Below are 22,300 nucleotides of genomic sequence, written 5' to 3'. Positions count from 1 at the left end.
AAATATCCGTTGTGACTAAATTTTTAAAAACTTACGCACTGACATAAAGCTTCCCCAAACACCGATAAGCACGCCAATGAGTAACAGGAGACCGCTCACCTGATACACAAGTGGAGAAAAATCAAGTAATTGAATTAGCTCACCTTGTAAACGTGGTGCAATAATTTTATATACATTGTGGTAAAGGGTTGTGACAACCGCAATCGGAATAATCGAACCTAAAATTCCGAGCCACATACCTTCCAATAGGAATGGGATACGTACGAATGAATTCGTAGCCCCTACAAGTTTCATAATTTCAATTTCATCTCTACGAGCAATAATAGTAATACGAATTGTATTCGAAATTAAGAAAATCGCCGTGAATAATAACCCTAAAATAAGTACGATGCCTACATTACGACTAATATTTAAGAAGTTAAATAGTTTTTCAACTTTTCCTTCGCCATACATAACGTCATACGTATACTCATATTTATCTATCGCTTTTGCAATTTTAGCTGTTTGCTGGGGATCAGCAGCTTTTACATAGATTACATTACGTAAAGGGTTGCTTTGTTCAAATAGCTTAAAATCATCACCAAAATCTTTTACTAACTTAGTTAACTCATCTTCCTTAGTGGAATAGGTCATCTCTGACACACCAGGCAATTTTTTGACTTTTTCGACGAGTGCTTTTTCTGCAGCTTCATCTGCTGTCTCATCAATTAAAACTTTAATCTCAACATCGTTTTCTAAATCAGTCGCTACTTTATTTAAATTCATCATAATAAGCGCAAAAACGCCTACTAGTATAAGCGTAACTGTTACGGCACTGACAGACGCAATGGTCATCCAGCTATTTCGGCCAAGTGATTTCACACTTTCTCGGAAGTGGCGCTTTACTGTATTAAATTTCATAGCCGTATTCACCTCCGTGTTCATCACGGACAATTAAACCGCCTTCAATTGCGATAACACGACGACGAATCGTATTGACAATTTCACGGTTATGGGTCGCCATCACAATGGTTGTCCCTCGAGCATTAATTTCCTCAAATAAATTCATGATTTCCCACGATGTTTCAGGATCGAGGTTCCCTGTTGGTTCATCTGCAATCACCACTTTAGGAACATTGACAATTGAGCGTGCAATCGACACTCGTTGCTGTTCCCCACCTGAAAGCTCATTCGGGAACATTCTTGCTTTATGCTTTAATCCCACCAGTTCTAATACTTCCATCACACGACGTCGGATTTCATCTGGATTTTCCTCAATTACTTCAAGTGCAAATGCTACATTCTCATAAACATTCAAACGAGGTAGTAATTTGAAATCCTGGAAAACTACGCCAAGTTGACGGCGCAAAAAAGGGACCTTCTTATTTTTTAATGTTGCTAAATCAATACCATTGACTATAATTTGCCCTGATGTTGCCTTTTCTTCACGATACATCAATTTAATAAATGTAGATTTACCTGCTCCACTTGGACCAACTACATACACAAATTCGCCTTGCTTTATATTAACGGAAATACCATTTGTCGCAACTACACCGTTTGGGTACTTCTTTGTCACATTTTTCATTTCTATCATGATTAAACCACCTAAAACTCTCATCTATGTAAGAGGTATTTCTTTTACTATTATAGCACTCTATTTCTGTTTTTTTATTACAGTTTCATTTCAATACGTGCCAGTTCCTTCTATTTCGTTCTTTCATTGCCATTATCATTAAAAAAATGACAAAAATAAAAACAGCAATCGACGATAAACCAAGTCGAATACTGTTTGAAATCGCAAGAAGCATTCAAGCTTTCGCCTGAATGCTTCCCATGTTACATTTGTTGTTCGTCCGTTGTTGTGTAGCGCACTAAAACGGCGCCAGTTTTCGATTCGCCTTCGATAAATAAGCGATTTGCACTTTCAACTTCTTTATCAAAGCGTACTACTTTGGATAGGAATTGGTCCTGTGACTCCATTTTAGAAACATCCTGAATGCCAACATCCACTTTCCCGAAATTCGTCACAACTTTACCACTTAATGAAATGGTACGTGGGACATATATTTCCACCGCTCCAGCAACTGTTTGAGCTTTTATTTTAGATGAATTTGTGGAACAAGTTGTTACCACTACATGTCCATTGACAGACTTCGCCTCTACCTCATCCAAAGCACCATCTAAATAGACACGTCCATTCAATGTTTCGGCCTCTAAATCCTTACCACGAACATTCGTTAATTCAATGGAACCATTAGAAGAGTCCACTTCCGCTTTTCCAAAATTAAACTTAGTGCCTTTAATAGCTCCGTTCAATGTTTTAACTTTTAATTCTTCAAATTCTATATCCTGTAGTGACGCACTACCATTCATGAGACGAACAGATAATTTTTCAAGTTTATCCTTAGGTACTTGCACCTTTACATTGACTTGAACAAGCTTTAATTGGCTTAAAATGCGAAGTGAACGCTCATCCTCTTTTACAACAAATTGCTCTAAAAAGTGATTGCGTGTTTCTTCCTCGCTCTCATTCATCAGCGGTGCTTTCACCTTACAAACTACCTGAATCGTATCTCCTTCACTTGCTTCCAATGAGAAATTACCATTTGGCAATTCAACAATAACATTGTCTACGTTAGCAGCTGCCACTTCTTCTGTATGTGTAAATTCAATTTTATCTCCAAATGGAGATGCTACATCAAATTCCTTTACCTTTTTAACAGCGGTATTCATCATATCCATAAAAAGAGAACCGATTTGCGTTAAATCCTTACGAAAATCTTGCATTTCATCTTGGAAATATTTCATAAAATCATCTTTTTTCTTGTCACCATCTTTTGATTTTTCTTCAAATAGTGACTCTTCTTTTTCAGTTGAAAAGGATTGCGCCTCTTTTGACACATCATCCATAACATTTTGAGTAGACTTGCCAGGTTGCTCTAATGCTTCTAGTAATGTAATCGCCTCTTGTGCCGAAATCGTTCCTTTTTCTACAAGTTCTAAAATTCGTTGACGTTCATTTTGCATAAATAAATAGCCTCCCTCAGTTCGTTATACTATTTATACGATTCATCATGTGAAAAGTTTCACTGCAAAATTGAATAAATTGGGTCTTTTAAGATTGAGACGCTTCTACTAGCAATGCATCCATTCGCAGACGATCACGTTCCAGAATAGGTTTTAAGTATTTCCCTGTGTAAGAGCCGACGACTTTTACTACCTCTTCTGGTGTACCTGTCGCAACGATAGTGCCACCTTTATCTCCACCTTCTGGCCCTAAGTCGATGATATAATCAGCGGTTTTAATAACGTCTAAATTATGCTCAATGACTAATACAGAGTCCCCATTTTCAACAAGCCGCTGCAACACGACGAGCAATCGAGCAATATCATCGGCATGTAAACCTGTCGTTGGCTCATCTAAAATATAGAAGGATTTCCCTGTAGATCGTCGGTGTAACTCAGAGGCTAGCTTTACGCGCTGTGCCTCACCACCCGATAAAGTGGTAGCTGGTTGTCCCAATTTCATATAGCCCAAGCCCACATCGACAATTGTTTGTAGTTTACGCTGGATTTTAGGAATATTTTCGAAAAACACTACTGCATTTTCAATCGTCATATCAAGAATATCTGCAATACTCTTATCTTTATACTTCACTTCAAGTGTTTCACGATTATAACGTTTGCCATGACATACCTCACATGGAACATAAACATCTGGAAGGAAGTGCATTTCGATTTTAATAATGCCATCTCCTCGACATGCTTCACAGCGTCCACCTTTCACATTAAAGCTAAAGCGACCTTTTTTATAGCCTCGTACCTTTGCTTCATTTGTTGCCGCAAAAACATCACGAATATCATCAAAGACACCTGTATACGTTGCTGGGTTTGAACGAGGCGTACGACCAATTGGTGATTGGTCAATATCGATTACTTTTTCAAGCTCATCTAGGCCCGTCACTTCTTTATGTTCTCCAGGCTTAACCTTTGAACGATTCAGCTTCTGTGCCAATGATTTATATAAAATTTCATTTATCAGTGTCGATTTCCCAGAGCCTGACACACCTGTCACCGCTACAAATAAACCCAGTGGCACATCCACTTTGACGTTACGTAAATTATTTTCCTTAGCGCCTTTAATGGACAGCTTACGACCATTTGGTTGACGTCTTTCCACTGGTAATGGAATGAATTTTTTACCACTTAAATATTGCCCTGTTAGAGAGTTTTCATTCTTCATAACTTCCTGTGGTGTGCCTGCTGCCACAATTTGACCGCCATGAACACCTGCTCCAGGTCCCACATCAATAAGATAATCGGCTGCCAACATCGTATCTTCATCATGCTCTACCACAATTAACGTATTGCCGATATCACGCATATTTTGCAGCGTGTTAATTAAACGATCATTATCACGTTGATGCAAACCAATAGAAGGCTCATCTAAAATATAGAGAACTCCTGTTAAACGTGAGCCGATTTGTGTAGCGAGCCGAATACGTTGCGCCTCTCCGCCTGATAATGTCCCTGCTGCACGACTCAATGTCAAATAATCTAAACCTACGTTGACAAGGAAGCCCAATCGTTCTTCAATTTCTCGTAAAACCAGTCGAGCAATTTGCATATCCTTTTCAGTTAAATCCAACTCTTTGAAAAATGTGTCCGCTTCCTGAATCGAATATTGTGTGACTTCACCAATATGCTTATCTGCTACTTTCACAGCTAACGTCTCAGGCTTTAAACGATAACCTTTACAGGACGGACATGGCTGCTGTGCCATATATTTTTCCATTTGCTCACGAACATAATCGGATGTTGTTTCTTTAAAACGGCGTTCCACATTGCGCACAACACCTTCAAATTCAATCATTTGGTCTCGCACATTGCCAAACTCATTTTCATAATGGAAGTGAATTTTGTCTTTTCCTGAGCCATATAAAACCTTATCCATCTTTTCCTTTGGTAAATCCTTCACAGGCACGTCCATTGGGATATCGTAGTGATCACACACCGCTTTTAATAATTGTGGATAGTACTGTGAACTAGTCGGTTCCCATGGGGCAATAGCATGCTCTAACAAGGAACGATCCCAATCTGGAACGACTAAATCTAAATCCACTTCCTGTGTTGAGCCTAAGCCATCGCAGCTTGTGCAAGCACCAAACGGGCTATTAAATGAAAACATACGAGGCTCTAGCTCGCCTATAGAAAAACCACATATCGGGCAAGCATGATGTTCACTAAATAATAATTCTTCATACTCCATCACATCAACAAGTACACGACCATCAGCCAAACGTAAAGCTGTTTCTAAGGAGTCACTCAAACGTGAGGCAATACCTTCCTTCATAACAACACGGTCCACTACTACTTCAATCGAGTGCTTTTTATTTTTATCAAGATCAATCGCATCATCTAAATCCCGTAATTCCCCATCAATTCGCACACGAACAAACCCTTGCTTTTTTAAATCCTCTAGCAGTTTAACATGGGTTCCCTTGCGTCCAGAAACCATCGGCGCAAGAAGCTGCATTTTTGTTCTTTCTGGATATGATAATAAACGGTCTACCATCTGCTCAATCGTTTGGGAAGTGATTTCTATGCCATGATTTGGACAGATCGGTTTACCAATGCGTGCATAAAGTAATCGTAAGTAATCATAGATTTCCGTTACCGTACCAACCGTAGAACGTGGATTACGACTCGTTGTTTTTTGGTCAATGGAAATAGCAGGCGATAATCCTTCTATTGCATCGACATCTGGCTTATCCATTTGTCCTAAAAATTGACGGGCATAGGCAGAAAGGGACTCAACATAACGACGTTGGCCCTCCGCATAAATTGTGTCAAATGCTAGAGAAGATTTTCCTGAGCCTGATAAACCTGTTAATACGACTAATTGGTCACGTGGAATTGTGACATTGATATTTTTTAAATTATGAGCACGTGCACCTTGCACGACAATTTCAGTATTTTTCACAAGTCATTCACCCTTCTACCTTCAATTCAAATATTGTATCTCGCAACTCAGCCGCACGTTCAAAATCAAGCGCTTTTGCTGCTTCCTTCATTTCGACCTCTAAGGAAGCCAAAAGCTGTTCTCTTTCCGCCTTTGTCAGCTTTTTGCCTTTCGTAGCCTTTGTCACATAGGATTCTTCTTCTTCTGCCACTTGTGTCGCACGAATTACATCTGGGATTTTCTTGATAATGGTTTGAGGCGTTATGCCATGCTCCTCGTTGTAAGCCATTTGCAATGCACGACGACGTTGTGTTTCATCAATTGCCTTTTTCATCGAATCTGTTACATGGTCCGCATACATAATGACATGACCATTTGCATTACGTGCAGCACGACCAATCGTTTGAATTAATGAACGTTCCGAACGTAAAAATCCTTCTTTATCAGCATCAAGAATCGCTACAAGTGACACCTCAGGAATATCAAGCCCTTCACGCAAGAGATTAATACCGATGAGTACATCGTACGTTCCTTTACGTAGCTCACGAATAATCTCAATACGTTCTAGCGTTTTAATTTCGGAATGTAGGTACTCGACCTTTAAGCCCATTTCTTTCAAGTAAGCCGTTAAATCTTCTGACATTTTCTTCGTTAATGTTGTCACTAAAACCCGTTCATTTTGGGCAATTCGATCTTGAATTTCATCAATTAAATTATCGATTTGCCCTTCAATAGGTCGCACTTCAATTAACGGATCCAATAATCCAGTAGGTCGAATAATTTGCTCAACCATTTCCGGCGTATGCTCCAGCTCATAAGGGCCTGGTGTGGCTGATACATAAATGGCCTGATGCACTCGGTTTTCGTATTCTTCAAAACGTAGTGGACGGTTATCAAGTGCTGATGGCAAACGGAAACCATGTTCTACGAGTACACCTTTACGAGCTTGGTCACCATTGTACATACCACGAACCTGAGGAAGTGTTACGTGACTTTCATCTACTACAAGCAAAAAGTCATCTGGGAAGTAATCTAGCAATGTATATGGAGTGGCACCTGCTCCACGCAATGTTAAATGGCGTGAATAGTTTTCAATCCCTGAGCAAAAGCCCATTTCACGCATCATTTCTAAATCATAACGTGTCCGTTGTTCTAGGCGCTGTGCCTCTAGTAATTTATCCTCTGCACGTAGCAACGCAAGACGTTCCTCTAATTCTTTTTCAATGTTTTCAATCGCTTTTCGCATTTTCTCTTCTCGTGTAACGAAGTGGGATGCTGGGAATATAGCAACATGCTCTCGATCCGATAAAATTTCTCCAGTTAAGGCATCCACCTCTCGAATACGATCGATTTCATCACCGAAAAACTCCACCCGAATACAATGCTCGTCACGTGAGGCTGGGAAAATTTCCACTACATCTCCACGTACCCGAAATGTCCCCCGAGTAAAACTGACATCATTACGCTCGTATTGAACATCTACAAGTTTGCGCAGTAGCTGATTACGTTCAATTTCCATACCTGTGCGAATCGATACAACCATTTCTCGATACTCTTCAGGAGAACCTAAACCATAAATACAGGACACAGATGCAATAATGATGACATCATCACGCTCAAATAATGCAGAAGTAGCAGAGTGACGCAGCTTATCAATTTCATCGTTAATGCTGGAATCTTTTTCTATATAGGTATCTGTCTGCGGTACATAGGCTTCTGGTTGGTAGTAATCATAGTAGCTGACAAAATATTCAACAGCATTATTCGGGAAGAACTCTTTAAACTCACTATATAACTGGCCAGCTAGTGTTTTATTATGTGCCATAATGAGTGTTGGTTTTTTAATTTGCTGGATGACATTAGAAATGGTAAACGTTTTACCTGTTCCCGTAGCACCAAGTAATGTTTGATGACGCTTGCCCGCTTTCACACCCTCCACTAATTCCGCAATTGCCTGTGGCTGATCCCCGTTAGGCTGATATGGCGCTTGTAAATCAAATGTTTGCACACATGTCCCCGTCCTTTCCTTCCAATTTGTACATATATTTTAGCATAGCAATATTAAAATTTCGAACATTTAACGAACGAATGTTTGTAAAAAATTTTTTTATCCCTAAAATTTAAATGAATAACCGTGAAGCGAAGAATACTTATTACTCTCATAATAGCCGCTTCAACACGTTTTCAAGCTTAATCTATTCAATAGATTTCGATTCTTGAGTAGAAGTCATAATACTTTCAGTAGAGGGCTTCTGCTTTTGTGAGTGGGGTAACAGATTTTTGGCGTGGGTTGCATTCTTTTATGAGCCAGGGCTCTTGCTTTGAGAGCGGATTTACTCCTGAGCAGGAGTTCTTACTTTCTGAGCAACTCTCCCTCTTTTATAAGCGAAGACTCTCACTTTTTGAACGAGCAGCCCTCCTTCAATCAAAAAAATCCCGCTCTCCACTAGACATGGGGAGCGGGTTCGTTTAGTATGATTCATCCTCTGTTTGCTGCAAGGAATGTAGTTCGGCTGCGTATTGGTAAAATGCGTTTTCATCTTTTTCATCGAGTACTCTGTCTATCAGAACCATGAGTTGCTCTTGACGATGCATACGCTGGATACGATTTAAAAATAAATCTAAATAAATCTCGTTTAATAATTTCTCTGCCTCATCAACTTTTTTCGACTGACCCACGGCTTTTAGAAAATCTGTGTACGAATAATATTTATCCAACGATCTCACCTCGATCCTTTTCTAAATTATATGAAAATTGAAATTAAATTGCAATGCTTACGAATTGAAAATAACTTGGATTAGCTATTAATCTCGTGACATTTGCAGTGAATTCTCTAAGCATTTCATTCTTTTCTGAAGGGTTTTCAGCTACTTTGTCTATTTTTTGAAACTCCCCTTTTGTTCTACACTACCGTTATCAACAGAAAAAGGAGGCTCTCTCTATATGACTAGCAATTTTGTCAATAGCTACTTAATTTCATTCAACACTTACTTGCTTCAACCTATTCAGCACAACTCCAAGGTTTTCACTCATGTTATCGATAAGCACAATGAGCTGATCGTCACGCGTAAACCGATGCATGTGCTTCGAAAATCTTGTATCTCATTAGGTTCAACCTATGAAGCTGCAAAACTATCGGCTAAACGTTTCTTCGGCAATCAACACAAGCTACCAATCGTCGTGGCCTTTGACTACGGCTATCCCTGTATTTTTCTACCAACCTACTCCCCGAACTCCATTCATAATATATGGATTGGACTTCACGCGATTATCAATATTACACCAAGTCAGACGGGATGTGTTGTCACATTAAAAAATGGTAAAACAATTGAACTACCTATTCAATATGCCTCGATTAGTAAACAGTTTTTGAATGCATCGATGCTCTATAAATATTACATGAACGAGCGCAAGCAGCTTAGCCAAGATGCGCCATATCACCCTCCCTTTTAACTAGAAAATCCCCCAAGAACACCTCTTGGGGGATTTGTGTATTAGCCAATTTTCGAGCGTAAATAGGCATTAATAAACGGATCTAAATCGCCGTCCATCACTGCACCAACATTACCTGTTTCTTCATTCGTACGGTGATCCTTCACCATAGAGTATGGGTGGAATACATACGAACGAATTTGTGAGCCCCAGCCGATTTCCTTTTGCTCACCACGTATTTCATCTAGTTGCGCTTGCTGCTTATCTAACTCTAATTGATATAATTTCCCTTTTAGCATCGTCATCGCTTTTTCACGGTTTTTAATCTGTGAACGCTCTGCTTGACACTGTACAACAGTACCAGTCGGAATATGTGTAATACGAACTGCTGAATCTGTCGTATTAATATGCTGACCACCCGCACCTGTAGCACGATACGTATCAATTTTTAAATCCTCTGTGCGAATGTCGATTTCAATATTTTCGTCGAACTCTGGCATAACATCACAAGAAACAAATGATGTATGACGACGGCCTGACGAATCGAATGGTGAGATACGCACTAGACGATGCACGCCTTTTTCAGCCTGTAAATAACCGAAAGCATTGTGACCTTTAATCGACAATGTTACCGATTTAATCCCTGCTTCATCACCAGGAAGATAGTCCACAGTCTCCACTTTAAATCCACGTTTCTCCGCCCATCTTGTATACATACGTAACAGCATAGAACCCCAGTCCTGAGATTCCGTTCCACCGGCACCAGGGTGTAGCTCTAAAATGGCATTGTTTTGATCATATGGACCACTTAACAGCAATTGCAGCTCAAAATCCCCCATTTTTTGCTGGAATTCTGCTAGCTCTTTGCCTAGTTCTTCCTGTAACTCTTCATCTGGCTCTTCCTGTAAAAGCTCCAGTGTCATATCTAAATTTTCATGGGTTTCCACTAAATCTTTATATTCATTGACGATTGCTTTTAAGCCATTGCCTTCATTGATGGTCACCTGTGCCCCTTGCTGATCATCCCAAAAGCCAGGCTCTAGCATCATTTCATCTAGCTCCTGAATGCGTGCCTCTTTGTTTTCTAAGTCAAAGAGACCCCCTGAAGTCCGCCAGTTTTTTGGCTGTAGTGTCTAACACATTGCGTACATCTGCTAATTCAATCATTGTTAAATCCTCCGAACGTTAGTAATGGAGCTAACATTGCACTCACAAAGCTCCGTATCTTTTCATTATAACGTTTTTACAAAGGAAAACATACTATCTAGCAGTTGTTTTCTCGGAGTAATCAATGATCCTGCGTCTCGTCCTCTAGCATATTAAGAGCGAGACGCTGAAAAACCTTTACACGGTCATACTGAACAAGCAAATGCTTTGTTCGTTTTTCTAACCTATATTTTAATAAATAGGCTCTCTGAATACGATATTCTAACGCTTTAACACTGACATCCACTACCAGTTCTGTGCCATTCGTAAAAGTTATTTTTGCTCTCTTTTTATCCACAGCGATATATTCATCAATATGATGAACGGCGAACCAGATACATTCAGGTTGTAGAGGAGACTTACTTGGAAACCATAAAATATTACATCGTTCATCCACTACAATTGGATTTTTATTAAGCTTTCCTAAAATCATTTTCGAGCCATCAAATGCCCCTCTTAAACTCGAACCAAAATAACGAAGGTTATAGTCCATTAACTTCGTTGGTGCTAATTTCGATAGATATTCATTATTTTTCTCAATCACCCGCGTACATAAATTTCCAAAGGAATCGTACACAGGCATATACATCATCGTTTCACTATTCATAATATCTTTTTTATGCACCTATAGTCCTCCTTTATACACTTTATGTTTTTTCAATTAAAATAAAAAGGGATATACCAATATTCGTATATTCCAGATGTTTGTGACTCGTAAAATTGCTTTATTATCATGCATAGCACCCCTTCCCTTTCTAGGTCTAAGTCTTCATAGCACCTTCTTATTTAGGATAATAACGGGAGCTTCCCTGAACTAAAATCCTAATATTACAGCTATTGTATACCCATATTTTTCAATTGTCTATAAATTCTGACTTTTATTCCTAAATTTCTTCCTAAAACAGTATAATGTCAAAAGAAAAAAACCATTTCAACATGTAGTTAAAATGATTTTTTTCACTAATATATTATTGACCTGCACCATGACAGTTTTTAAATTTCTTGCCGCTTCCACATGGGCATAAATCATTACGACCAATATTTTCAGACTTACGCACAGGTTGTTTTTTCGGAGCTGAGCCGCCTTCTTCCTTCGGATTAACCGCTTGGCCCTTCGCCACCTCTTCACGCTCAAGATTACTGCGAATTTCTGCCTTCATTGCATATTTCGCAACATCCTCACGAATAGACGCAACCATATCCTCAAACATAGCAAAGCCTTCTTGTTGATATTCTCGAAGTGGATCATTTTGTCCATATGCACGCAGATGGATACCTTGACGAAGTTGGTCCATCGCATCGATATGATCAATCCATTTCGTATCAATAGAACGTAATAAAATTACCTTTTCAAACTCACGCATACGCTCTGGTGTCAGTTCTGCCTCTTTTTCATCATAACGAGCATGAACAGCATCCGAAACCAACTGATTAATGTCTTCAGCAGACTTGCCTTGGAAATCTGCTACTTTAAGCTGACCCTCTTCTAACAGATTAGCCGCTACAAAATCTTCAATTGCTTTTAAGTTCCAATCTTTCTGCTCACCCTGAGTATACAGACCAACAACATTATCGATTGTCTCTTGAATCATAGACTCTACGAGTACACGCATATTCTCTGTTTCCAATACATCATAACGCTCTTTATAAATAATCTCACGTTGCTGACGTAGCACATCGTCATATTGTAATAAACGTTTACGTGCGTCAAAGTTATTACCTTCGACACGTTTCTGCGCTGATTCTACAGCTCTCGACACAACTTTTGATTGCAATGGCTGAGAATCATCCATGCCTAAGCGCATCATCATCGACTTCATATTATCAGAGCCAAAACGACGCATTAAATCATCTTCTAGGGATAGATAGAACTGCGTAACCCCTGGATTCCCTTGACGACCAGAACGTCCACGAAGCTGGTTATCGATACGACGTGATTCATGTCGCTCTGTCCCGATGACCGCTAAACCACCAATTTCTAGTACACCTTCACCTGGTTTAATATCTGTACCACGACCCGCCATGTTTGTCGCAATCGTTACTGCGCCCTTAGTACCGGCATTTGCAATAATTTCTGCCTCGCGTTCATGGTTTTTCGCATTCAAGACATTATGAGGAATTTTATGTTTATCAAGTAACTGCGAAATAATTTCAGATGTTTCAATCGCAACTGTACCAACAAGCACAGGTTGTCCTGCCTTATGACGCTCAGCAATATCGGCCGCCACCGCTTTATATTTTCCTTCCATCGAAGCAAAAATTAAATCTGGACGGTCATCACGAGCTATTGGTTTATTCGTTGGAATCGCAATAACGCTCATGTTGTAAATATTTCGGAACTCTTCTTCCTCTGTTTTCGCTGTACCTGTCATACCCGCAAGCTTTTGGTACATACGGAAATAGTTTTGGAACGTAATGGTAGCCATTGTCATTGATTCATTTTGAATGTCAACGCCCTCTTTGGCTTCAATTGCTTGGTGAAGTCCATCAGAATATCGACGGCCCTTCATTAAACGGCCCGTAAAGCCGTCAACAATTACAATTTCGCCCTCTTGGACAACATAGTCAACATCATTATGCATACTCACATGTGCCTTTAACGATTGGTTAATGGCATGATTTAAGCGTACATGTGTTAAATCAAACAAATTGTCGATCCCAAATGCTTTTTCTGCCTTTTCTACACCTGCATCTGTTAATGTAACACCTTTTGTCGACTCTTCGTATGTGTAATCTGTATCTGCACTTAACATGCGTACAAAAGCATTAGACTGTTTGTACAACTGTGCTGATTTCCCAGCTTGACCCGAAATAATTAATGGCGTACGAGCCTCATCAATTAAAATAGAGTCCACCTCATCGATTACAGCATAATGAAGCGGTCGTTGAACACGCTCTTCTTTATAAAGCACCATATTGTCACGTAAATAGTCAAATCCTAATTCATTGTTTGTACTATAAGTAATATCCGCTTCATATGCCGCACGCTTCTCTTCTTTTGACAGGCTATTTAAATTTAAACCTACTGTAAGACCTAAGAAATTATACAGCTGTCCCATCTCAGCAGCATCACGACTAGCCAAATATTCATTGACTGTTACAACATGTACACCTTTACCAGTAATAGCGTTTAAATAAACCGCCATAGTAGCTGTTAATGTTTTACCTTCACCTGTTTTCATCTCTGAAATATTACCTTCATCCAGTGAAGCAGCCCCCATGATTTGAACACGGAAAGGATACATCTCTAAAACACGTTTAGATGCTTCGCGACAAACAGCAAAAGCCTCTGCACGAATCGACTCTAAATGCTCTCCATCAGCATAACGCTTTTTAAACTCTTCTGTTTTTGCTTGTAATTGTTCATCTGAAAGCTGTTCCATTTGAGAAGCAAATCCCTCTACTTGGTCAGCGATTTTTTCTAATTTTTTTAACTCACGTTTATTGAAATCAAATAATTTATTTAATAGGTTTGCCATGAATGTTTTTCACTTCCTATATAGATTCAACTTCCATTTTACCATTGTGTATAGACATGGTGCAAATTGTCATGCCTAAAAAATGACCTTCTCAAAAATCAGAAGGTCATTATTCATTATTATACATATTAGCTTTTTAATAATACTATCATGTGAGCCATTGTTGTGTAATTATGCTCTTGAAGCATCTTACGAACATTTTGAAGATAGTCAGAGTTATGCTCTATGGTTTTGGCAAAAGATTGTATTAACTTTATTACCAGTTCAATTGTTAGCCCTTTGTGGAGCCCTGCCATACCAATTAAATGTAACTTAATCAACGAAATATTCAATACTAACATTACATAACTTTCAAACAAATTTTGCTGATGAAAATGGAATAAATTTTTAAACACATAGTTAACTGTATAATTTTCAAGTATGTATTCATGGTTTTTCATAAATGGTGAATAGTAATTATCATAATGTTTTTTATACATTTTTTCTGATTTTTCAATATTTGAATCATCACTCAAATTTAAGGCAGTTAACATATCATTCAGACAGTCTAAGTAGCGTTGACTTGAAACTCCACCTGTTAATCTATATTTTATAAGCTCTTTAGCCATATTCATTTGAAAGGCTAAATTCTGAGGCAAATTCTTCACTAACTCTATTTGTTCATTATCATCCAAAATTTCTTCATAGCGATTCATTAATGGCTGTAATTGAATTGACCAATCTTTTATTGGTATTTCACATAACTTTTGATTAAACATTCCTAGAACAATTAATCGGTCTTCTAATGATTGCTTTCTATTTTGCAGTAGTTTTATTGTAAATGATCTTAAATCCCAAAAATATTGTTCCTCATTTAATGGTAATTTGCCAATAATCATTTTACTTGTATTGAGCTGCTCTTCATCAACTATAAAATCTATCCCCTCTTTATTAAGTAGAATTAATCTAGCTGACTCTGGACAAGAAATTGTCATACTTTTCTCTATACGTGTTTCAACTTCATTATAGATTCTAGGATATGTTGAACATGTATTACATAAATACTCTTCACCTAGCTCTGATTGAATTTTACACCAACCTTCCTGTGTCAGCATTGTACATACATTTTTTTCATTCATTTTAATTTTTCCATAATTATAGTCTGATGGATTTGAGCGCTCTCGGGAAATATTTTTTTTTAATTCATTTTTTAATTCAGATTTTCCAATATTTCTATATTTATGAAATGTAGCTTTATCTACGCTTACTTTCCAACCAGCACAACAAGTATCCTCACATTTAGCACCTATACAAGCAAAATCATTATAATATTTTGGAATCAGTATTTCTTTTTTCATTTTCAACACTTCCTACTTTTCTTTTGTTTAATTGTAAAAAACTCTCACATATGTGAGAGTTTTTTACAATTAAAAATCTCAAATTGTTTCAATTAGGCCGTATTTGCCATCTTTGCGTTTATAAACAATATTTGTGCCGTTTGATTCAGCATCTGTAAAGACATAGAAATCATGCCCTAACATATTCATTTGTAATACAGCCTCTTCCTGATCCATCGGTTTTAAATCAAATTGCTTAGTACGTACAATGGAGTATTCTTCTTCATCCAAAGTCGTATCAGCGACTGCTTGAGTAGTAGCAAAATAAAGGCCTGCCCCTTCACGCTCACGGAATTTACGGTTTACTTTCGTTTTATGCTTACGAATCTGACGCTCTAATTTATCAACAATGAGATCAACCGCAGCATACATATCATTATGACGCTCTTCAGCACGAAGAGTTAAGTTCTTCATTGGGATTGTAACTTCCACTTTTGTTTGCTTGTCATTATAAACCTTTAAATTTACGTTAGCATTGGCGTTAACATCCTCGTTAAAATAACGTTCAACTTTTTCGATTTTATTCTCAACATACTCTCGAATAGCTGGAGTTACCTCAATATTTTCACCACGAATGTTAAAGTTTAACATGTAAACTCCTCCTTTATAACTGCTATACTATCTATTTCTACACAAGTGTGTGAAATTCCTCTAAAATAATTCTTTATTTTACAAAAAACTTTTATAAAATTAATATTGGCTTTGCTTTTTCGCTTCTGCCGCTTCTTTTTTGCGTCGTAGCTTTAATTCATCTACAATTAACTCTTCAACACGACCTTGATCATTAAAATAAACGCCATATTGCTTACCACTACCAAATGGACGACTCCAAATCACTTCACCATAAGCCCGTACCTCTTGCGTATCAAGCACAAAATGGATATCTAATGGTGGGGGATTCACACCTAAATCCACTTCCGTATACATCTTTAACCCACGAGGACTAATATCCAGCAATTCAGCCATAGCCGTCTGCCCATGATTAACTCGCCCATTTTCATAAACAGCAAAAGTTATTTGAACAGGTTCCTCAAATTTAAATCGGAAACCTTCTTGACGCTTAAAAATCATATTCCCACCCCAGTATATTGTTAAACATTTATATTGCTTTGATTATGACACGATGCCCATCTTACTGCTAGGGGAATAAGTAACATATTTTACCGTTGAAATGCCTAATTTATGACTATTTTACTTAAACCATTTTATAAAGATTAGAAATGTATTCACGCTTTTTATACGATGATTAAAAAATGTCGAAAAATGTTAGGAATAAATATATTATCGAAATATATCAAACTATGTAGAGGAAAACACAAAACCAGAAGCTCATTTTTAAATGAGTCCTGGTTTGATGTAATCAATTATAAGTATCTCTAAATGTTTATATTATTTTTTTCCGTCATAATACATACCATCCATTACTCGAACAGAACTGTATGGATTTAAATATTGTTGCTCTGTTTTTTTTGATTGTTGGAGAGTTTTCATATCCGTTTTAATAGCAGTCATAACCTTTTGTAATTGTTTTTGTATGTTATGATCAAGCTCTTGTAAATGTTTATTTAATTGATGACCATCTAAAGATTTACCAGATTGTTGTAATTCTTTGATTATGGTTCCACGTTCATCAAGTAATACATCTATCTTTTCTATAAACTCTTCTCGGTCTTCTCCATTAGGAATGGTTGACATATGCTCATAAAGTCTAGCTGAAATAGAGAGCAAACGTTCAACTGGTCCCATCATATTCTGTCTCCATTTCCAAATTGTTGCTGACGATTTATACGAATAACTTCTTTCCAAGTATCACGGAATTCAGTAACCAGCCCTTCAACTTCTTCGATTATAGTAATATCATTGCGAATATTCGCCTCAACTAATCTATTATTCATATATTCATATAGCGCCAACATATTTTTAGAGACTTCTATTTCCATATTTAACGTAGCCCTTAGCTCACTTATTATTGCTTGGGCCTTTTGGAGATTAATATTTTTCTCTTGAACATTTTTATCATGAATTGCCAACTTCGCTTTATTAAGAAATTTTAAGCATCCATTATATAACATTAGTGTTAATTCTCCTGGAGAGGCTGTAGTTACACTATTTTGTTTATATGCATTATGAGCTGATGTTTGTGCTGCCAATAAAAGACAACTCCTTTATATAACCTTTTTACTAATTATAGCATATTATGCCTGTCCACTAAACTGTGCAAAGTAGGAAGATTGTGAGTTTGCTTTATTAATAGCTTTCTCCATGGCACTAAATTGTTTCCAATAGCGTGCTTCAATTTTTTCAAGCTTATCTTTCCACGTATCAATCCGTTTATCCATATCAATAATATTTTTACCGATAGAATACTGGTTATCTGTCAATGTTGCACGGCCTGCTTTTTTCTCTATATCTAGTTTAAAATTATTCATTGATTCACGGAGTTTCACTAGGAAACCTCTAGTATCAACGGTTTGTTCAACACCATCTATAATTTTTTTCTCTTCTTTGTTTCCATTATTTGCAAACAGCGCAGTGATAGCATCAGGATCATCCTCTAACGCTTTTCTCAACTTTTCTTCATCAATTTCTAGAGTACCACCATCATTATATGACTTCGATGTAGTAATACCAATACTATATAGTGTATTATACTTTTCATTCTCTACACCGGGATTTGATTCATAAATTAAACTGCGCATTTTCGCTAATCCACCTCGAACAATACTATCACTTCGAAGCAAACCACTTCTTGCTTTTTCTTCCCACAATTTAATATCATTTTCTGACATCTCTTTTCGCTGTTCGTCTGTCAAAGGGGCGTAATCCCGATACTTCGTTTCTTTCGTTTGATCATTTAAATCTTTAATTAGCCCATTGTACATTGTTACAAAATCTTTTACTTTTTTCATTATATCATCTACATCTGTTGTAGAAGTAACCGTAACTGGTGGTTCGGTTGTACCAGGGCCAGTAATTTGTGGAGGAGTATTGTTAGGATCTTCAGTGTCATCAATAGCAGGATAGCCTGCAGCTGCTCTGGCAGCATTTACAGTTGCTAAAGCATCGTCAACACGCTTTTCACCAGCTTTTAAAGCATTTGCAGATGATATCATTTCATTTTCAGCTGTCTTTAAATCAAGTTGGCTAGAAGCTACATCTTTAAATGTTGCTAAATCGCTTTCGTTCAAACCTTTTAGTGCTTGAAGTTGAGTATTGTTGAGCTTACTTAACTTATTCTTCGTCTCACTATCTGCTAATCCTTCTAATGGTTTATCTACTGTCCAATCGATAGATGCAATAATTACCCGATCTTCATCTGTTAGACTTGCTAAAAACCTAGAATCAGCATTCTGATAAGCAACTTCTTTAGCAGCTACTGATTGTATTTTTTGAAGTTGGGTTTTATCAAGGTTATCTAGTGCTGCTAATTGTTCTGGTTTAAGTGAGTTAAGTTTATCATTTAACGATTTGGAAACCCCATTATTAGCATCCTCAAAATCTAAAGTAGATAAATCTAATGTTACTAATTCATCTATTTCCTCCTGCGTTAAATCATTCAAGAAACCTGAATTATTTATTGTACTATAAGATGCTTTCTCATCAACACTTAGCCCTGTTAAAAAAGCACTATCAAAAATTGAATTAAAATTGTTTAATTTAGTATTGTATGCATTTTCTTTATCTGCTGCTGTTGATATCAGTAAAGGTAGACTATCTTTAGCATTTTTTCTCTCTGCATAAGCAGCCTTAAGTGATTCATTAATTGTATTAGTAGCATTAAATGTAGTTTGGAGTGTAACTTTATATCCTGAAATTTCAAAAGAATTCGTAGAACGTTCGGTTGTAATACCATTAACTGTAAACATTGCGTTTTGACCGTTATTTGCCAAATCTGTTGAAGTTCCCAATCCAAGCTTATTTAGTATGCTAGTATCTTCATTTGCAACAACAATTTCAGCTCCACTCTTGACATCCCCTGTATTTTTAGCTGTTATCGAAAAACGCCCGTTTTCAAAAACTGCAGTAACACCTGCATTACTTTTATTTATTTTTTCAACTAATTGACTAAGTGTTGTAGTAGCAGGATCAAATTCAATTTTAGTTGCGTTTTCTGCTAATGTCCCATCAGATTTTATTGCTTTAAAAGAAATAGATCCTTCCGTAATTCCTAAATCTATTAAATTAGAATTTTGAGTCGCATTAATTTGGGAACCTGTTTTCCGAGCAGCAGTTGCTAACTGAGACACCCCTTCTATAGTTAGTGTTCCAGCAGCATTTGATGTTGCTGTTGCAGTTACAAAGTTAGAATTAGATGTGGCTGCAGTTTTAGTATTAAAACTTTTAAGTAATAAATTATCATAAATATTCTGTCTAGCAGTTTCTAATTTTGTATTTATACTTCGATAAGCATCACGTGTCCATAACGTTGTTTGTTTTCTTTGCTGTAATTTAATAAGTGGGGATCTTTCAGCCGCCATTAACTTTTCTACTAATGCATCTATATCCATACCAGATGCTAGTCCACCAATACGGTTTACCATAATTATTACCCTCCTAGGTTATTTCAGATTTTTTCGTCGACTATCATACCAAGTAGTTTTTGCATTTCATAAAATGCATCTAATAATCTCTTTGGTGGTATTTCTTTTAGTACTTCTTCAGTTTCAGAATCTATAACCTGAACAAAGTAGCGATCCAACCCTTCATGCAGAACAAATTTAGATGCACTACTGTTTATTTGTAAGAACTCATTTACCATTTCCACCACTTGTTGTAATTGTTCTTTGGAAAATTCCTGATTATCATGAATTGATATATTATCTACAGTGGTTTGTGCTATTGACTGAGTTATCTCATTCGTTTTGCTACTTTGTTGTGTACTATCTATATGAATAATAGTTGAAGGATTTGCCACTGTTTCTGCTGTTTTTCCTTGGGACACAATACGCATTACACTCAACCTCCTAAACATTTCATATTCTTATAAGTATTATCGGAAGTAATTTGTATTGTTACAGTTTTATAAAGAAAAAAACTGTTATTACCCCCAAACGCATTTTTTAGTACTATAAATATTCTCTAATATATTTCCAATAATTCGAATAATAATATAATTATAGGTATGGTCTTTTTAGATGTTGTAACAAAAAGTTTGAACAGAAAGTTACCATTCAACTGTTTTAAATGCAAAAATTATACATACCTTGTTCCTTCTGAAGCTCTGCTGAAAAGGTAAGTGTGTGACTATAAGAATTAAGTTCGAATGGATTAAATTTTATGATAGAAAGAGACCGTTTTACCTAAATACATTTATTGAATTTAATATGAACAACCCTTATTTAATGGATGGCTAGCTGGGACAATTACTAGAAGTTTGAAGATAACGTGTCACTATCCAGCGTAGCAACTAGTGAAAAAATAGAAAATAGTAGAAAGATTTAGTTCTAGCACTTATACAAAGAAACGGACGGATATTTATTTAGAGTTATGAGCTCTTGTTTATCTCATTATCACAAAAAAATCCTACTAGGATTAAATCCGTTCTAAACAAACAAGAACTATAATAAATCAAAGAAATATTTTAAAATTGGAGCTAAAATAAAGATTGATGATTATATCTATTACTATAATAAAAAAGAATAAATGCAAAATTAGCTGGTTTAAGTCCGGTGTACACCGAGCTCAAACCAGCTAACCATTTGAAATTATTCCCTTCAAAACTTTCAAAACCTCTTACAAGAGCAGCTTTAAAGTTATTATTTTAACTATTTACAAACTGAAATATAGGTAGCCCATTAGAATAATCAACACTTAATTTAGTTTTTGAAATATTCACTATATACTTAAATTGTTTCATATTTGTATTTCTGTGAAAAGTTTTTTTAGCTAAAGCATAGTCTATTAAATTAATAAAATCCGCGTCTAAGCCATGGTTAGTAGATTTGAAGATTGTACCATCAACATCTTTATTATCAATAACTTCAAATTCTAAATTTTTTATATGTCCAATTGCCCGCTCTTTATCCTGTACATCTACCAATACATCTGTAACTCCTAGGCATGAATAAATAAAAGAGCCATTTTCAAATCCATTATATATATTATGTAAAGAAAGTGACTTTTTATTATTGACTACCCTCTTTGCTAGATATTCAAATTCAAACGTTATAATTGCATTTCCAACACTATTTATAAGTGATCGATTGTTATATAAATATTGTGGTTCTACCCAAGCAGCATTGTCTATAATTTGTGAAAACAAATGAGGCACCAACCTATTCGCTAACAGTAAAATGTATGCCCCCTGTGATTGTCCAAAGCCTAATATTCGACCTTCATCAAACTCTAAGCTATTCTCACTTAATAGTATTTTAATAGCTTCAATAGCAGTAATAACATCAATTGACTGCATGTATCCCATATCAACAAATTCATCTATTGATTCATCTATTACTGCGTGAACAGGCAAATTAATATTATATTTACTAATAATATTAATAAATGTGGAAGTATCATTTTTAACTATAAGCTGATCTTCAAGTGTTAATTGATTTAAAACAATATTAATATCATTCTTAAGTCGAAAGCTATCAGAAGATTGCATAAATCTACTTCCAAAGTAATCACACTGTACAGTTACAACATTATATTTTTCAGCAAAATGTTCACGCATTTTTTTATAAATTTTAGAATCAATATGGCCACCAAATCCCGGGACAAAAATAAAGATACCTGTATCCGCATTAGTTCCCTTCTGAGGAATTGAGTAATCAATTCTGAGTTCTCTTCCATTTACACCAGTATATATATTATAATGAGCTGGTATTTTTAAAGTATCATTATAACTCAAAGGTTTCCTCTC

General features: G+C 36.5%; 18 protein-coding genes. 1 reads left to right on the top strand and 17 read right to left on the bottom strand.

Features of this window, described 5'->3' with window-relative positions:
- Nucleotides 1-15: 15 nt before the first annotated feature.
- The 6 genes from ftsX to AC6BKE_RS10590 all read right to left on the bottom strand — a co-directional run bounded on the left by ftsX (nucleotide 16) and on the right by AC6BKE_RS10590 (nucleotide 8,662).
- The gene (gene ftsX / locus AC6BKE_RS10615; protein WP_036120971.1) at nucleotides 16-900 is read right to left on the bottom strand and encodes a permease-like cell division protein FtsX; all 885 of its coding nucleotides are present in this window, start codon (nucleotides 898-900) and stop codon (nucleotides 16-18) included.
- Nucleotides 890-1,576, bottom strand: coding sequence for a cell division ATP-binding protein FtsE (ftsE, locus tag AC6BKE_RS10610; protein WP_036120973.1), 687 nt, complete (start codon nucleotides 1,574-1,576; stop codon nucleotides 890-892). Before ftsE ends, ftsX begins: the two co-directional genes overlap by 11 nt.
- Nucleotides 1,577-1,818: 242 nt before the next feature.
- Nucleotides 1,819-3,009, bottom strand: coding sequence for a DUF4097 family beta strand repeat-containing protein (locus tag AC6BKE_RS10605; RefSeq protein WP_036120976.1), 1,191 nt, complete (start codon nucleotides 3,007-3,009; stop codon nucleotides 1,819-1,821).
- A gap of 88 nt (nucleotides 3,010-3,097) precedes the next feature.
- On the bottom strand, nucleotides 3,098-5,965 hold the full coding sequence (gene uvrA, locus AC6BKE_RS10600; protein ID WP_058843822.1) for an excinuclease ABC subunit UvrA: 2,868 nt from the start codon (nucleotides 5,963-5,965) through the stop codon (nucleotides 3,098-3,100).
- A gap of 7 nt (nucleotides 5,966-5,972) precedes the next feature.
- Nucleotides 5,973-7,952, bottom strand: a complete 1,980-nt coding sequence (uvrB, locus tag AC6BKE_RS10595) for an excinuclease ABC subunit UvrB (RefSeq protein WP_141904760.1) — start codon at nucleotides 7,950-7,952, stop codon at nucleotides 5,973-5,975.
- A gap of 461 nt (nucleotides 7,953-8,413) precedes the next feature.
- A complete protein-coding gene (locus AC6BKE_RS10590) occupies nucleotides 8,414-8,662 on the bottom strand; it encodes an IDEAL domain-containing protein (RefSeq protein WP_036120988.1) in 249 nt (82 codons plus the stop codon).
- A gap of 226 nt (nucleotides 8,663-8,888) precedes the next feature.
- Between AC6BKE_RS10590 and AC6BKE_RS10585 the strand changes: the two genes are divergently transcribed.
- Nucleotides 8,889-9,398: a competence protein ComK gene (locus AC6BKE_RS10585; protein WP_036120991.1), complete on the top strand. Its 510-nt coding sequence runs from the start codon at nucleotides 8,889-8,891 to the stop codon at nucleotides 9,396-9,398.
- Nucleotides 9,399-9,439: 41 nt separating this feature from the next.
- Here AC6BKE_RS10585 and prfB read toward each other — a convergent pair.
- The 11 genes from prfB to AC6BKE_RS10530 form a co-directional block, all read right to left on the bottom strand.
- Nucleotides 9,440-10,544 (bottom strand): peptide chain release factor 2 gene (gene prfB, locus AC6BKE_RS10580; protein ID WP_283778204.1). Its coding sequence is split into 2 segments (ribosomal slippage): nucleotides 9,440-10,468 and nucleotides 10,470-10,544, totalling 1,104 coding nucleotides; the frame shifts between segments, so codons are not numbered across the junction.
- Nucleotides 10,545-10,665: 121 nt separating this feature from the next.
- Nucleotides 10,666-11,208, bottom strand: a complete 543-nt coding sequence (locus tag AC6BKE_RS10575; protein WP_499856802.1) for a competence protein ComK — start codon at nucleotides 11,206-11,208, stop codon at nucleotides 10,666-10,668.
- 343 nt (nucleotides 11,209-11,551) lie between these two features.
- Nucleotides 11,552-14,062, bottom strand: a complete 2,511-nt coding sequence (gene secA / locus AC6BKE_RS10570; protein WP_036120997.1) for a preprotein translocase subunit SecA — start codon at nucleotides 14,060-14,062, stop codon at nucleotides 11,552-11,554.
- 128 nt (nucleotides 14,063-14,190) lie between these two features.
- A complete protein-coding gene (gene fliB, locus AC6BKE_RS10565) occupies nucleotides 14,191-15,399 on the bottom strand; it encodes a flagellin lysine-N-methylase (protein ID WP_340812586.1) in 1,209 nt (402 codons plus the stop codon).
- Nucleotides 15,400-15,477: 78 nt separating this feature from the next.
- Nucleotides 15,478-16,029: a ribosome hibernation-promoting factor, HPF/YfiA family gene (hpf, locus tag AC6BKE_RS10560; protein ID WP_340812585.1), complete on the bottom strand. Its 552-nt coding sequence runs from the start codon at nucleotides 16,027-16,029 to the stop codon at nucleotides 15,478-15,480.
- 99 nt (nucleotides 16,030-16,128) lie between these two features.
- Nucleotides 16,129-16,509 (bottom strand): PilZ domain-containing protein, encoded by a 381-nt coding sequence (locus tag AC6BKE_RS10555; protein ID WP_008178814.1) that lies wholly within the window; start codon nucleotides 16,507-16,509, stop codon nucleotides 16,129-16,131.
- Between the two features lie 318 nt (nucleotides 16,510-16,827).
- Nucleotides 16,828-17,187 carry a flagellar protein FliT gene (gene fliT / locus AC6BKE_RS10550; RefSeq protein WP_499856799.1) on the bottom strand — a complete coding sequence of 120 codons (360 nt, stop codon included), beginning with the start codon at nucleotides 17,185-17,187 and terminating at the stop codon, nucleotides 16,828-16,830.
- The gene (fliS, locus tag AC6BKE_RS10545) at nucleotides 17,184-17,588 is read right to left on the bottom strand and encodes a flagellar export chaperone FliS (RefSeq protein ID WP_340812583.1); all 405 of its coding nucleotides are present in this window, start codon (nucleotides 17,586-17,588) and stop codon (nucleotides 17,184-17,186) included. Before fliS ends, fliT begins: the two co-directional genes overlap by 4 nt.
- Nucleotides 17,589-17,633: 45 nt before the next feature.
- Nucleotides 17,634-19,979: a flagellar filament capping protein FliD gene (gene fliD, locus AC6BKE_RS10540; RefSeq protein WP_340812582.1), complete on the bottom strand. Its 2,346-nt coding sequence runs from the start codon at nucleotides 19,977-19,979 to the stop codon at nucleotides 17,634-17,636.
- A 23-nt stretch (nucleotides 19,980-20,002) separates the two neighbouring features.
- Nucleotides 20,003-20,389, bottom strand: coding sequence for a flagellar protein FlaG (locus AC6BKE_RS10535; protein WP_340812581.1), 387 nt, complete (start codon nucleotides 20,387-20,389; stop codon nucleotides 20,003-20,005).
- 810 nt (nucleotides 20,390-21,199) lie between these two features.
- Nucleotides 21,200-22,288, bottom strand: a complete 1,089-nt coding sequence (locus AC6BKE_RS10530) for a DUF2920 family protein (protein WP_340812580.1) — start codon at nucleotides 22,286-22,288, stop codon at nucleotides 21,200-21,202.
- Nucleotides 22,289-22,300: the final 12 nt, after the last annotated feature.

This window comes from Lysinibacillus sp. COL-1 (genome assembly GCF_059814265.1).
This window is presented reverse-complemented; position numbering and strand designations above follow the sequence as displayed.

Excerpts from the sequence above, each read along its gene's own strand:
- fliD (WP_340812582.1), bottom strand. The coding sequence starts at position 19,979 with ATGGTAAACCGTATTGGTGGACTAGCATCTGGTATGGATATAGATGCA.
- AC6BKE_RS10605 (WP_036120976.1), bottom strand. The coding sequence starts at position 3,009 with ATGCAAAATGAACGTCAACGAATTTTAGAACTTGTAGAAAAAGGAACG.
- fliB (WP_340812586.1), bottom strand. The coding sequence starts at position 15,399 with ATGAAAAAAGAAATACTGATTCCAAAATATTATAATGATTTTGCTTGT.
- AC6BKE_RS10585 (WP_036120991.1), top strand. The coding sequence starts at position 8,889 with ATGACTAGCAATTTTGTCAATAGCTACTTAATTTCATTCAACACTTAC.
- AC6BKE_RS10555 (WP_008178814.1), bottom strand. The coding sequence starts at position 16,509 with ATGATTTTTAAGCGTCAAGAAGGTTTCCGATTTAAATTTGAGGAACCT.
- ftsE (WP_036120973.1), bottom strand. The coding sequence starts at position 1,576 with ATGATAGAAATGAAAAATGTGACAAAGAAGTACCCAAACGGTGTAGTT.
- hpf (WP_340812585.1), bottom strand. The coding sequence starts at position 16,029 with ATGTTAAACTTTAACATTCGTGGTGAAAATATTGAGGTAACTCCAGCT.
- ftsX (WP_036120971.1), bottom strand. The coding sequence starts at position 900 with ATGAAATTTAATACAGTAAAGCGCCACTTCCGAGAAAGTGTGAAATCA.
- secA (WP_036120997.1), bottom strand. The coding sequence starts at position 14,062 with ATGGCAAACCTATTAAATAAATTATTTGATTTCAATAAACGTGAGTTA.
- AC6BKE_RS10535 (WP_340812581.1), bottom strand. The coding sequence starts at position 20,389 with ATGCGTATTGTGTCCCAAGGAAAAACAGCAGAAACAGTGGCAAATCCT.
- fliT (WP_499856799.1), bottom strand. The coding sequence starts at position 17,187 with ATGATGGGACCAGTTGAACGTTTGCTCTCTATTTCAGCTAGACTTTAT.